At 54.5% G+C, this 12,353-nt stretch carries 13 protein-coding genes and 1 tRNA gene; all 14 read right to left on the bottom strand.

Annotation, left to right across the window (positions count from 1 at the left end):
• Window positions 1–21: 21 nt before the first annotated feature.
• The 14 genes from CWM58_RS18100 to sucC all read right to left on the bottom strand — a co-directional run bounded on the left by CWM58_RS18100 (window position 22) and on the right by sucC (window position 12,296).
• Window positions 22–97: transfer RNA gene (locus tag CWM58_RS18100), tRNA-Lys, on the bottom strand.
• A 161-nt stretch (window positions 98–258) separates the two neighbouring features.
• Window positions 259–1,059, bottom strand: coding sequence for a cell division protein CpoB (gene cpoB, locus CWM58_RS18095; RefSeq protein WP_100681479.1), 801 nt, complete (start codon window positions 1,057–1,059; stop codon window positions 259–261).
• A gap of 9 nt (window positions 1,060–1,068) precedes the next feature.
• On the bottom strand, window positions 1,069–1,593 hold the full coding sequence (pal, locus tag CWM58_RS18090; protein WP_002895068.1) for a peptidoglycan-associated lipoprotein Pal: 525 nt from the start codon (window positions 1,591–1,593) through the stop codon (window positions 1,069–1,071).
• Between the two features lie 34 nt (window positions 1,594–1,627).
• Window positions 1,628–2,920 (bottom strand): Tol-Pal system beta propeller repeat protein TolB, encoded by a 1,293-nt coding sequence (gene tolB, locus CWM58_RS18085; RefSeq protein ID WP_061155306.1) that lies wholly within the window; start codon window positions 2,918–2,920, stop codon window positions 1,628–1,630.
• Between the two features lie 129 nt (window positions 2,921–3,049).
• On the bottom strand, window positions 3,050–4,390 hold the full coding sequence (gene tolA, locus CWM58_RS18080) for a cell envelope integrity protein TolA (RefSeq protein ID WP_100681478.1): 1,341 nt from the start codon (window positions 4,388–4,390) through the stop codon (window positions 3,050–3,052).
• Window positions 4,391–4,489: 99 nt separating this feature from the next.
• Window positions 4,490–4,918, bottom strand: a complete 429-nt coding sequence (tolR, locus tag CWM58_RS18075; protein WP_002895061.1) for a colicin uptake protein TolR — start codon at window positions 4,916–4,918, stop codon at window positions 4,490–4,492.
• A 3-nt stretch (window positions 4,919–4,921) separates the two neighbouring features.
• Window positions 4,922–5,614 carry a Tol-Pal system protein TolQ gene (gene tolQ / locus CWM58_RS18070; protein WP_074386511.1) on the bottom strand — a complete coding sequence of 231 codons (693 nt, stop codon included), beginning with the start codon at window positions 5,612–5,614 and terminating at the stop codon, window positions 4,922–4,924.
• Complete coding sequence (gene ybgC, locus CWM58_RS18065) at window positions 5,611–6,015, bottom strand: tol-pal system-associated acyl-CoA thioesterase (protein WP_002895056.1); 405 nt, start codon at window positions 6,013–6,015, stop codon at window positions 5,611–5,613. The genes tolQ and ybgC overlap by 4 nt, the downstream gene beginning before the upstream one ends.
• Window positions 6,016–6,164: 149 nt before the next feature.
• Window positions 6,165–6,449, bottom strand: coding sequence for a cyd operon protein YbgE (ybgE, locus tag CWM58_RS18060; RefSeq protein ID WP_008805691.1), 285 nt, complete (start codon window positions 6,447–6,449; stop codon window positions 6,165–6,167).
• Between the two features lie 130 nt (window positions 6,450–6,579).
• Window positions 6,580–6,693, bottom strand: coding sequence for a cytochrome bd-I oxidase subunit CydX (gene cydX / locus CWM58_RS18050; RefSeq protein WP_004100325.1), 114 nt, complete (start codon window positions 6,691–6,693; stop codon window positions 6,580–6,582).
• A 15-nt stretch (window positions 6,694–6,708) separates the two neighbouring features.
• Entirely contained in the window at window positions 6,709–7,848 is a 1,140-nt protein-coding gene (cydB, locus tag CWM58_RS18045; RefSeq protein ID WP_074386512.1) for a cytochrome d ubiquinol oxidase subunit II, read from the bottom strand.
• A gap of 15 nt (window positions 7,849–7,863) precedes the next feature.
• Window positions 7,864–9,432, bottom strand: coding sequence for a cytochrome ubiquinol oxidase subunit I (gene cydA, locus CWM58_RS18040; protein WP_061155310.1), 1,569 nt, complete (start codon window positions 9,430–9,432; stop codon window positions 7,864–7,866).
• Window positions 9,433–10,260: 828 nt separating this feature from the next.
• Window positions 10,261–11,130 carry a succinate--CoA ligase subunit alpha gene (gene sucD / locus CWM58_RS18035; RefSeq protein WP_004885990.1) on the bottom strand — a complete coding sequence of 290 codons (870 nt, stop codon included), beginning with the start codon at window positions 11,128–11,130 and terminating at the stop codon, window positions 10,261–10,263.
• On the bottom strand, window positions 11,130–12,296 hold the full coding sequence (gene sucC, locus CWM58_RS18030; RefSeq protein WP_002895039.1) for an ADP-forming succinate--CoA ligase subunit beta: 1,167 nt from the start codon (window positions 12,294–12,296) through the stop codon (window positions 11,130–11,132). The genes sucD and sucC overlap by 1 nt, the downstream gene beginning before the upstream one ends.
• Window positions 12,297–12,353 lie beyond the last annotated feature (57 nt).

The following is a 12,353-nucleotide window of genomic DNA, read 5'->3' as shown; positions in this document are numbered from 1 at the left end:
ATCGCGTTCCACCAGAACGATTGGTGGGTCGTGCAGGATTCGAACCTGCGACCAATTGATTAAAAGTCAACTGCTCTACCAACTGAGCTAACGACCCACTCTGGCATCGCTTTGGGCTTGTTTGATATCCCTTGGCAACGGCGGCATATATTACTGATTTCAGAATTCAGCGCAACTAAAATTTCGATAAAGATCACTTAACTGCTGGTGATTCAGGCGACAAGACCAGAAATAACGCGATTTCTGGTCATGCCGTAATCAACCAAGAGCATTAAGACGTTTTTGCGCTTGTTTTGCACCGTCGGTGCCGGGGAATTTACTGATCACCTGCTGGTAAACCGCTTTCGCTTTCGCGGTATCACCTTTGTCCTGCATGATCACGCCGACCTTAAACATGGCGTCGGGCGCTTTAGGCGATTTCGGGTAGTTCTTCACCACCGAGGCGAAGTAAAACGCCGCATCGTCTTTTTTCCCCTTGTTGTAGTTCAACTGTCCGAGCCAGTAGTTGGCGTTCGGCTGATAAGTTGAATCCGGGTACTTTTTAACGAAGTTCTGAAACGCCACCATGGCGTCATCCTGGCGTGAAGCATCCTTCACCAGGGCAATGGCCGCATTGTAATCGGTGTTCGCATCGCCCGTCATCGCCGGGGCGCCTGACGAGGCCGCTGGCGCTGCGCTGGTGGCAGCCGCGCTCTGATCGCCAGAAGACGACGGAGCCTGCGCACCTGATGCCGCCGCTGCGCCGCCACCGCTGCTCAGACTGTCTATCTGCAGCAGAATCTGCTTCTGGCGCTCAACGATCTGATTCAGCTGATACTGGTTCTCCTGGATCTGGCCACGGAGAGAATCAATGTCAGTCTGGTTATCAGAGAGTTGTTGCTGGAGTTGGGTTAAAAGCTGGCTGTGAGCATTGGAAATACGCTCGAGTTGAGTGACGCGGTCTTCGACCGAGCCTGAGCCGACACTACTGATTGGCGCCTGAGCAAAAGCGGCCCAGGGGGCCGCTATGCCAACCAGTAACGACAGACTCAATAAATGATGTCTGAAGTTACTGCTCATGCAATTCTCTTAGTAAACCAGTACGGCGCGACGGTTTTTGGCATATGCCGCTTCGTCATGACCCAGTACTGCTGGTTTTTCTTTACCGTAAGAAACGATGGAGATCTGATCGGCAGAAACACCTTTGCCCTGCAGATACATCTTAACGGCGTTAGCACGACGCTCACCCAGAGCGATGTTGTATTCCGGTGTACCGCGCTCATCCGCGTGACCTTCTACAGTCACTTTGTAGGACGGGTTGCTACGCAGGAAGTTAGCGTGCGCGTCCAGCATGGCAGCGAAGTCAGAACGGATATCGTACTTGTCCAGATCGAAGTAAACGATGTTGTTCTGCTGCAGCTGCTGCATCTGCAGACGAGCTTGCTCTTCAGAAGACATGTTGCCGCCGTTACCGTTAGCGTCCATACCAGTGCCGGCACCCAACATGCCTTCACCGCTCTGGTCGTTGCTGGCGTTCTTGTTAGAAGAACATGCCGCGATTGCCATAACCGGCAGAGCGATCATCAGCCCTTTCAGCACTTTGTTCAGTTGCATTTCTTTGATTCCTTTAATAATCAATTATTTATTATTACAGATACGGCGACCAGGCAGGTGATTTTACCTGTCCATCAGTTGCCGGAAGACGCGCTTTGAAACGCCCATCTGTAGAAACCAGATTCAGCACGGATCCCATCCCCTGAGAAGAGCTGTAGATTACCATAGTGCCGTTAGGTGCCAGACTTGGCGTTTCGTCTAAAAACGTTGATGACAGAACCTGTACACCACCCGCTTCCAGATCTTGTTTGGCAATGTGCTGCTGACCGCCGGCCGAGCTGACCATTACCATCGTTTTACCATCTGCGCTCACGTCGGCGTCCTGGTTCTGTGAACCTTCCCAGGTGATACGCTGCGGCGTGCCGCCATTGATGTTGACTTTATACACTTGCGGACGACCGGCCTGGTCAGAGGTGAAGGCCAGGTTCTGGCTGTCCGGGAACCAGCTAGGTTCAGTGTTGTTGCTGCGACCGTTAGTTATCTGACGAATCTGACCCGAGCCCAGATCCATCACGTACAGGTTCAGGCTACCGGTTTTCGACAGTGCGAAGGCCAGTTTAGAGCCATCCGGTGAGAACGCCGGCGCGCCGTTGTGCTGCGGGAAGGAGGCGATTTGACGCACAGCACCGTTCGCCAGGGTCTGCACCACCAGCGCAGAACGTCCGCTTTCAAAGGTCACGTAAGCCAGTTTAGAACCGTCCGGGGACCAGGCCGGGGACATCAGCGGCTGGGAGGAACGGTGAACCACGAACTGGTTGTAGCCATCATAATCGGAGACGCGCAGCTCGTACGGGAACTGACCACCGTTGGTCTGCACCACGTAGGCAATACGAGTACGGAATGCGCCTTTAATACCGGTCAGCTTTTCAAATACCGCGTCACTGGCAGTATGCGCCGCATAGCGCAGATACTGTTTAGTGACTTTGAAAGAACCTTGTGCCAGCGTTGTGCCCGGCGCGCCGCCGGTATCCACCAGCTGATACGCCACCTGATAAGAACCATCCGGGTTTGAGGTGACCTGACCAACGACCACGGCGTCAATACCCAGCGCAGACCAGGCAGCAGGCTGCACTTCCTGGGCACTGGTCGGCTGCTGCGGCAGACGCGAGCGATCCAGCGGGTTGAATTTACCGCTGTTGCGCAGGTCAGCTGCCACGATACCGCCGACATCTTCAGGCGCAGCGCCCTGGCCAGCCCACTGGAACGGTACCACGCCGATAGGGCGTGCCGAGTCCACCCCCTGGGTGATCTCGATACGTACTTCTGCGTGCAGCACCGCTGCCCACAGCATTAAAAAACCAAATGCTACTCGTAATGCCTGCTTCATCATATCTCCCTTATCCGGGCGGAAAGCCCACGATAATTTAGCAGAATGTTAACAAACTCAAATACACAAAACTACCAAAACCCTGTGACTACGATAGATTGTTTTCCCCGATTATTCGGGGAAAAATCATTACAGTTTAAAGTCTAGTGTGGCATTTTTTATTTTCTCATAAACAGCCTGACTTGGCGGTTTAGGAATAGTCGCCGTTTTGGCTGCCGTTAAAGCTGCCTGACACAGAGCAGGGTCGCCGCCTTCGGACGTTATGTCCTTTAACGTACCATCAGCAGCCAGGTTAATATGCAATACGCAACGCTTGCCTTGATAGAGGCTTGCATCATACAAGCGGCTTTGAATCGCCATTTGTATTTGCTTCGCATAGGAACTGATATCGGCTCCCGTAGCACCACCGTTGGCACCAGAGGTTCCGCTATCTTTCGCTGGCTGACCACTGCCTTTGGCCCCACCGCCTGTCTTAGGCGCATTCTTACCCGAACTCAGATCGCCGAGCAGGTCATCAACGCCGTCCGCTTCTTTCGCAGCGGCCGCTTTCTTCGCTGCTGCCGCTTTTGCTGCTGCCGCTTTGGCCGCTTTATCAGCAGCTGCCTTCTCAGCCGCAGCCGCTTTGGCTGCCGCCGCTTTTTCAGCTGCGGCGGCTTTCTCGGCGGCGGCCTTCTCTGCGGCCGCTTTTTGGGCGGCGGCTTTCTCAGCTGCTTTTTCGGCGGCTTTTTCTGCAGCCGCTTTTTCAGCCGCGGCTTGCTTGGCCGCTTCCTGCTGGGCCTTCTTCTCTGCTTCCTGCTGCGCTTTCTTCGCCGCTGCCGCTTCCGCTTTCTTCTGCGCCTCTGCTGCGGCTTTCGCCGCTTCGGCTTCCGCCTGTTTCTTCGCATCGGCTGCCGCTTTCGCGGCGGCGGCATCGGCCTGTTTCTTCGCGTCAGCGGCGGCTTTAGCCGCTGCCAGCTCAGCCGCTTTTGCCTGGGCATCCGCCTTCGCTTTTGCGTCGGCAGCCGCTTTGGCTGCTGCTTCCTGCGCTTCTTTAGCCTGCGAATCCGCTTTGGCTTTCGCCGCCGCGGCGGCCTTGGCAGCCGCTTCCTCAGCCTGCTTCTGCTGTTCCTTCGCTTCTTTCGCCGCTTCCTGCGCCTGCAGTCGCTCCTGTTCGAGCTGTTTCAGCCGTTCCTGTTCCGCCGCCTGTTTCTCACGTAACTCTTCCGCCTGCTGCTGCGCCTGTTTTTCACGCTGTTCAGCGGCGCGACGTGCGCTGGCCTGCTGCTGTTGCTGACGGTTATAGTTATTTACCACCGCCCCGGGATCGACCATGACGGCATCAATGGTCGATCCCCCGCCGCCGCCGGCAGAGGCATCCAGATGCTCGTCAAACGAACTCCAGATCAGCAGCGCGATCAGAATGATGTGCAGCGCGACTGAAATGATGATCGCTCGTTTAAGCTTGTCGTTTTGTTCGGTTGCCTTTGACACTATCGGTTCCCAAAAACTGTTCGCCTGTACCCGCGATACGCACCGACGGCGAGCGATACTCGCCACCGGACGCCGCGCGGACGCACATACCTGAAGCGATTAAATAGGTTTGGTCATCAAGCCGACCGATTTAACCCCTGCACTATGCAACAGGTTCAGCGCTTTAATAATTTCATCGTAAGGGACGTCTTTCGCACCGCCGATCAGGAACACCGTTTTCTCATTGGCTTCAAGACGTCGCTTCGCTTCGGCAATCACCTGCTCCGGCGGCAGTTGGGACAGCGTCTCCTGCCCCACTTTCACGCTGTACTGCCCTACCCCGGAGACTTCTACAATCACCGGCGGATCGTCATTGCTTTTCACCGCTTGCGATTCCGTGGCGTCCGGCAGATCGACTTCCACGCTCTGCGTAATGATCGGCGCCGTTGCCATAAAGATCAGCAACAGCACCAACAAGACATCCAGCAGCGGAACGATGTTGATCTCGGACTTCAGTTCGCGACGTCCGCGTCCACGTGCTCTGGCCATGGCTTACCCCTTATTGCTTTCGCTGGTGGTAAAGGCCTGACGGTGCAGAATGGCGGTGAACTCTTCCATAAAGTTGTCGTAGTTCAGTTCCAGTTTGTTCACGCGCTGGTTCAGGCGGTTATACGCCATGACCGCCGGGATAGCAGCGAACAGACCGATCGCGGTGGCGATCAGCGCTTCGGCGATACCCGGGGCCACCATCTGCAGGGTGGCCTGCTTCACCGCGCCAAGGGCGATAAAAGCGTGCATGATCCCCCAGACGGTACCAAACAGACCGATATACGGGCTGATGGAACCGACGGTGCCGAGGAACGGGATATGCGTCTCCAGCGTTTCCAGCTCGCGGTTCATCGAAATACGCATCGCGCGCGATGCCCCTTCGACAATCGCTTCCGGCGCATGGCTGTTGGCCCGATGCAGGCGCGCAAACTCTTTGAAGCCGCTGTAGAAGATTTGCTCCGAACCGGTCAGATTATCGCGACGCCCCTGGCTCTCCTGATACAAACGGGACAGTTCGATCCCGGACCAGAATTTGTCCTCGAACGCTTCAGCTTCACGCACGGCCGAGTTGAGGATACGCGTTCTCTGAATAATGATAGCCCAGGAAGCGATAGAAAAACCAATCAAAATCAACATGATAAGTTTAACCAGAAGGCTCGCCTTCAGGAACAAATCAAGGATATTCATGTCAGTCACTGCTTAAACTCCGCGACAATAGACTTGGGAAGCGCACGTGGCTTCATTAAGAGTGGATCAACGCACACAATGAGAACCTCAGCTTCGTTTAACACTGTATTCTCGGCGTTGACGATTCGCTGCGTGAAAACCAAAGAGGTGCCGCGCATCGAGGTAATTTCCGTCTGGACTTCGAGCATGTCGTCGAGTCTGGCGGGGGCAAAATACTCCAGCGTCATTTTGCGAACCACGAAGGCAACGCGTTCAGCCAACAGAACCTGTTGACTAAAGTGATGGTGGCGCAGCATCTCTGTGCGTGCTCTTTCATAAAAAGCGACGTAACTGGCGTGGTAAACCACACCACCGGCGTCGGTATCTTCGTAGTAGACCCGAACCGGCCATCGAAACAGCGTTGTATTCACTTTACATCCCGGTAATGCAAAAAAAGGTTAGAGCTTTCAAACTTCGCTACTATACGCGCGGGAAAGGTGGTTTGGAATGGGGGAAAGTAAACGGGGCGTAAATTTTTATGGGCTTATGCAAGCCCATACCATTAACAGAGATCTCTTATTCAAAAGAAGAAAAAGAAGAGACCTAAAGCGAGCACAATATCAGCGATAAGCGGACAGAAAATCCCCTGCCAGTGAACGGCACGCGGACGGAAGCCCACGCCGTGAATAACGCCGCTGCAAACCGCCCACATCAGCAAGAAACCATGCCAGATTTCCAGCTCGCTGGTCTTCGCCGCAAAGCGCGACGGATCCCAGAAAATGCAGCCTGCCAGCAGCAGCGCCATCAATAAGGAAAGCGCCCTTAACGGGCGCTTGTCCATTATCGCATACATATACTTTATCATTCACGTCGCCTCTTTGTTGGCTACGTCTGCTTACCCCAGTCACTTACTGGTGTAAGCTCCTGGGGATTCACAGACTTGCCGCCTCGATGCAACCCGAATGATTTCGTATATCGCATCACGATAATACTCATCAGTGTTCTTCTTTACCTGCTTTGGTGGCTTCCACGTGCTCAAGCGCCAGCGCGGTAATCACCCCAAAGGCACAGGCAAGAAGCGTTCCCAAAATCCATGCGAAGTACCACATATATAGCTCCTTACCTTAGTACAACGAGTGGGTGTTCTTTTCGATGTCTTCGCGCGTGATGCGGCCAAACATCTTCCAGTAACACCAGCTGGTGTAGGCCAGAATGATTGGCACGAAGATAATCGCCACGTAGGTCATCAGGTTCAGCGTCCGCTGGCTGGAAGTCGCGTCCCACATCGTCAGGCTGGCGTTCAGCATGGTGCTGGACGGCATGATGAACGGGAACATCGCAATACCGGCGGTCAGAATGATGCAGGCCAGGGTCAGCGAGGAGAACAGGAATGCCCACGCGCCTTTATCCGCTTTAGTCGAGACGACGGTCAGCAGCGGCAGCACCACGCCCAGGGCAGGAACGGCCCACAGCGCTGGCATGTTATTAAAGTTCACCATCCATGCGCCGGCCTCACGCACAACTTCTTTAGTCAGCGGGTTAGACGGGCCGCTATGATCCATTACCGATTTCACCACATAACCGTCGATGCCGTAGTAGACCCACACACCCGCCAGCGCGAAGCAGACCAACGTCACCAGCGCCGCCACCGTGGAAACGGTGCGGGTACGCAGGTGCAGTTCGCCTACGGTACGCATCTGCAGGTAGGTGGCGCCCTGTGTCAGGATCATCGCCACGCTGACGATACCGGCCAGCAGACCAAACGGATTCAGCAGCTGGAAGAAGTTACCGGTATAGAACAGACGCAGGTATTCATCGACGTGGAACGGCACGCCCTGCAGCAGGTTGCCGAAGGCCACGCCAATCACCAGCGGCGGCACGAAGCTACCGATGAAGATGCCCCAGTCCCACATGTTGCGCCAGCGGGTGTCCTCGATCTTGGAACGGTAGTCAAAACCTACCGGACGGAAGAACAGCGAGGCCAGTACCAGAATCATCGCCACATAGAAGCCAGAGAACGCCGCGGCGTAAACCATCGGCCAGGCCGCGAACAGCGCGCCGCCGGCGGTGATGAGCCACACCTGGTTACCGTCCCAGTGCGGGGCGATGGCGTTGATCATAATCCGACGCTCGGTGTCGTTACGGCCGAGGAAACGGGTGAGCATGCCCACCCCCATGTCGAACCCGTCGGCGACAGCGAAGCCAATCAGCAGAATGCCAATCAGCAGCCACCAGATAAAACGCAATACTTCATAATCGATCATTTGACGACTCCTGTCTTAGCGTGCCGACTGAATAGCCGCAGAGGACTGTTCAAAGTGATAGCGGCCGGTTTTCAGGCTGCTAGGTCCTTTGCGGGCAAACTTGAACATCAGGAACAGTTCAGCCACCAGGAACAGCGTGTACAGGCCGCAGATCAGCAACATTGAGAAGATCAGATCGCCCGCGGTCAGCGACGAGTTGGCCACCGCCGTCGGCAGGACCTCACCAATCGCCCACGGCTGACGGCCATATTCGGCAACAAACCAGCCTGACTCCACGGCAATCCACGGCAGCGGCAGACCAAAGAACGCGGCGCGCAGCAGCCATTTTTTCTCGCCAATGCGGTTACGAATCACGCTCCAGAAGGAGGCGCCGATAATCAACAGCATCAGGATGCCGCACGCCACCATGATACGGAAGGCGAAGTACAGCGGGGCGACACTTGGAATCGAGTCTTTGGTCGCTTTGGCGATCTGCTCTTCCGTGGCGTCAGCAACGTTCGGAGTATAGCGCTTCAGTAGCAGGCCATAGCCGAGGTCTTTCTTCACGCTGTTGAACTGGTCGCGAATGGCCTGGTCGGTCGAACCGGCGCGCAGCTGCTCCAGCAGCGCGTACGCTTTCATCCCGTTACGGATACGCTCTTCATGCTGAACCATCAGATCCTTCAGGCCGATAACCGGCTTATCCACCGAGCGGGTGGCGATGATGCCCAGCGCGTAAGGGATTTGGATCGCGAAGTGGTTGGTCTGCGCATTCTGATCGGGAATACCAAACAGGGTAAAGGCCGCCGGTGCAGGCTGGGTTTCCCACTCTGCTTCGATAGCCGCCAGTTTGGTTTTCTGCACGTCACCCATTTCGTAACCGGATTCGTCACCCAGCACAATAACGGAGAGGATCGCTGCCATACCGAAGCTGGCGGCGATGGCAAAGGAGCGCTTAGCAAAGGCAAAGTCGCGGCCTTTCAGCATATACCAGGAGCTGATGGCCAGGATGAACATCGCGCCGGTGACATAACCAGACGCCACGGTGTGCACGAACTTCACCTGGGCGACCGGGTTGAGCACCAGTTCAGAGAAGCTGACCATCTCCATACGCATGGTTTCGAAGTTGAAGTCCGATGCGATAGGGTTCTGCATCCAGCCGTTGGCGACAAGGATCCACAGCGCGGAGAGGTTGGAGCCCAGCGCGACCAGCCAGGTGACCGCCATGTGCTGAACTTTACCCAGACGATCCCAACCGAAGAAGAACAGACCTACAAAGGTGGATTCGAGGAAGAAGGCCATCAGACCTTCAATGGCCAGCGGCGCACCGAAGATATCGCCCACGTAGTGTGAGTAATACGACCAGTTAGTCCCGAACTGGAACTCCATGGTCAGACCGGTCGCCACACCCAGCGCAAAGTTGATACCAAACAACTTGCCCCAGAACTTGGTCATATCTTTATAAATCTGTTTGCCGGAAAGGACGTAAACCGTTTCCATGATGGCCAGCAGGAACGCCATACCGAGCGTTAGCGGCACAAAAAGGAAGTGGTACATCGCGGTCAAGGCAAACTGTAAGCGCGACAGTTCGACTATATCTAACATCATGACTCCTTGCTCATCGCATGAAGACTCCGAAAATGAACCGAGAAGCTCTGGTTCATACGCATGCCCCAATACAAATGTTATTTGTTGCCCGTCCGCAGCACGTTTCAACTGAAAGTGAAGCCACGCCACGATAAGGTTACAAATACGTTAACGAAAACCCAATTGATTCCCCAATATATTACGCCGCAATAACCTTACAATAAATATGTTTTTATTGTTCCAGTTTTACATTTTTCGACGGTGATCAATATATAGCGAAGATGGCCGGTTTAGGCCAATTTGACTTGCAACAATTTAACGTTTTTTGAAGGATTTTTCCAAGCATTAAGCATTGATATAAATCAATTTTTACTCTACGTGTTAATTATGTAGCTCAATAAAGAATATTGGTGAATTTAATGTTAATGCTGTGTTTAAAGTATGGCTTGCTTGGTTACTGAAAAGAGAGATATGAGAATCATAGGTAATATTATTTAACGCCGAGGAAAAAAATGAAAAAAAATGAGCCGATCTAAATAATGCTAGACTGCTCACAGTATTTTTCCTGTTTTCTTACGCCCTCTCCTGATGTTTTTTTCTCTGTCTCAAACCCTTGCCTGTCAGCCACTGCGGAATTATTTTCTTCAGTGACAACACTGCCGAGATAATATTCATGAAATAATTCATAAAATCAATATGATAGGTAAGGTTTTTCGCGGAGCAGGCATTCCGCCGGTTCAGCGGATGTTCTGGCGAGATGGATAACGCCCATAAAAAAGGCCACCTGACGGTGGCCAACCATGTCGAAATCGGACAGATTTCTGCTTGCGGAGAAGCAGAGAGGGTTTACTTGATGATAGCTTTCAGCGCTTCGCCGATATCAGCGAGGCTGCGAACGGTTTTCACACCGGCGGCTTCCAGAGCGGCAAATTTCTCATCAGCAGTGCCTTTACCGCCAGCGATGATGGCGCCAGCGTGGCCCATACGCTTGCCTTTCGGCGCGGTCACGCCCGCGATGTAGCCGACAACCGGCTTGGTCACGTGCTCTTTGATGTAGGCTGCCGCTTCTTCTTCCGCGCTGCCGCCGATCTCACCGATCATCACGATCGCTTCGGTCTGCGGATCTTCCTGGAACAGCTTCAGGATATCGATGAAGTTGGAGCCCGGGATCGGGTCGCCGCCGATACCGACGCAGGTAGACTGGCCGAAACCATAGTCGGTCGTCTGCTTAACCGCTTCATAAGTCAGGGTACCGGAACGGGAAACGATGCCCACTTTACCCGGCTTGTGAATGTGGCCAGGCATGATGCCGATTTTGCACTCGCCCGGGGTGATAACGCCTGGGCAGTTCGGGCCAATCATGCGTACGCCCGCTTCGTCCAGCTTCACTTTCACGGTCAGCATATCCAGCGTCGGGATACCTTCGGTGATGGTGATAATCAGCTTAATGCCCGCATCAATCGCTTCCAGAATGGAGTCTTTGCAGAACGGTGCCGGAACGTAGATAACGGTCGCGGTCGCGCCGGTCGCTTCAACAGCTTCGCGCACGGTGTTAAATACCGGCAGGCCCAGGTGGGTGGTGCCGCCTTTGCCTGGCGTTACGCCGCCAACCATTTGCGTACCGTAAGCGATCGCTTGTTCAGAGTGGAAGGTCCCCTGGCTACCGGTGAAGCCCTGGCAGATAACCTTGGTATCTTTATTAATTAAAACTGACATTATTTCCCCTCCACTGCGGCAACAACCTGCTGTGCTGCGTCCGTCAGACTTTTCGCTGCAATAATATTCAGGCCGCTGTCAGCCAGTTTTTTCGCGCCCAGTTCGGCGTTGTTACCTTCCAGACGTACGACGACCGGAACGTTAACCCCAACTTCCGCTACCGCACCGATGATGCCGTCAGCGATCAGGTCGCAACGTACGATGCCGCCGAAGATGTTAACCAGCACCGCTTTCACATTGTCATCAGAAAGGATGATTTTGAACGCTTCGGTCACGCGCTCTTTGGTCGCGCCGCCACCTACGTCGAGGAAGTTAGCCGGTTCGCCGCCGTGCAGCTTAACGATGTCCATGGTGCCCATCGCCAGGCCTGCGCCGTTAACCATGCAGCCGATGTTGCCATCCAGTGCCACATAGTTCAGTTCCCACTGCGCCGCCTGCGCTTCACGCGGGTCTTCCTGAGACTGGTCGCGCATTTCGCGCAGATCCGGCTGGCGGAACAGTGCGTTGCCGTCAGCGCCCAGTTTGCCGTCGAGGCAGATCAGGTCGCCCTGCTTAGTGATAACCAGCGGGTTGATTTCGATCAGCGCCAGGTCGCGCTCAAGGAAAATGGTCGCCAGCCCCATGAAAATCTTGGTGAACTGCTGAACCTGTTTACCTTCCAGACCCAGTTTGAACGCCAGTTCGCGCCCCTGGTAAGGCATCGGGCCCGCCAGCGGATCGATAGCGATCTTATGGATCAGGTGCGGGGTTTCTTCCGCGACTTTTTCGATTTCCACACCGCCTTCGGTAGACGCCATGAACACCACGCGACGGGAGCTACGATCAACGACCGCGCCCAGATACAGCTCTTTATCGATATCGGTCGCTGCTTCCACCAGAATCTGGTTGACCGGCTGGCCGTTGGCATCTGTTTGGTAGGTCACCAGGCGTTTGCCCAGCCAGTGCTCAGCAAATGCGCGGATCTCTTCTTTGCTCTTAACTACTTTCACACCGCCCGCTTTACCGCGGCCACCAGCGTGAACCTGACATTTCACTACCCACGGACCCGCACCGATTTTTGAAGCGGCTTCTTCTGCTTCACGCGGAGTAGTACAGGCATAACCCACCGGCGCCGGTAAGCCATAGCGGGCAAAAAGTTGTTTTGCCTGATATTCATGTAAGTTCATGTGTTCAGTCCATCCTTCAGGGTGTAATTATCTTTAAACCTGTAGGCCTGATAAGAC

The sequence above is a fragment of the Klebsiella sp. H-Nf2 genome (assembly GCF_002806645.1).
Taxonomy (GTDB): domain Bacteria; phylum Pseudomonadota; class Gammaproteobacteria; order Enterobacterales; family Enterobacteriaceae; genus Klebsiella; species Klebsiella variicola.
The sequence above is the reverse complement of the archived record's forward strand: the minus strand, read 5'-3'. Positions and strand labels throughout refer to the sequence as shown.

Excerpts from the sequence above, each read along its gene's own strand:
- sucC (WP_002895039.1), bottom strand. The coding sequence starts at position 12,296 with ATGAACTTACATGAATATCAGGCAAAACAACTTTTTGCCCGCTATGGC.
- cydX (WP_004100325.1), bottom strand. The coding sequence starts at position 6,693 with ATGTGGTACTTCGCATGGATTTTGGGAACGCTTCTTGCCTGTGCCTTT.
- pal (WP_002895068.1), bottom strand. The coding sequence starts at position 1,593 with ATGCAACTGAACAAAGTGCTGAAAGGGCTGATGATCGCTCTGCCGGTT.
- tolB (WP_061155306.1), bottom strand. The coding sequence starts at position 2,920 with ATGAAGCAGGCATTACGAGTAGCATTTGGTTTTTTAATGCTGTGGGCA.
- tolR (WP_002895061.1), bottom strand. The coding sequence starts at position 4,918 with ATGGCCAGAGCACGTGGACGCGGACGTCGCGAACTGAAGTCCGAGATC.
- cydA (WP_061155310.1), bottom strand. The coding sequence starts at position 9,432 with ATGTTAGATATAGTCGAACTGTCGCGCTTACAGTTTGCCTTGACCGCG.
- cpoB (WP_100681479.1), bottom strand. The coding sequence starts at position 1,059 with ATGAGCAGTAACTTCAGACATCATTTATTGAGTCTGTCGTTACTGGTT.
- cydB (WP_074386512.1), bottom strand. The coding sequence starts at position 7,848 with ATGATCGATTATGAAGTATTGCGTTTTATCTGGTGGCTGCTGATTGGC.
- ybgE (WP_008805691.1), bottom strand. The coding sequence starts at position 6,449 with ATGATAAAGTATATGTATGCGATAATGGACAAGCGCCCGTTAAGGGCG.
- sucD (WP_004885990.1), bottom strand. The coding sequence starts at position 11,130 with ATGTCAGTTTTAATTAATAAAGATACCAAGGTTATCTGCCAGGGCTTC.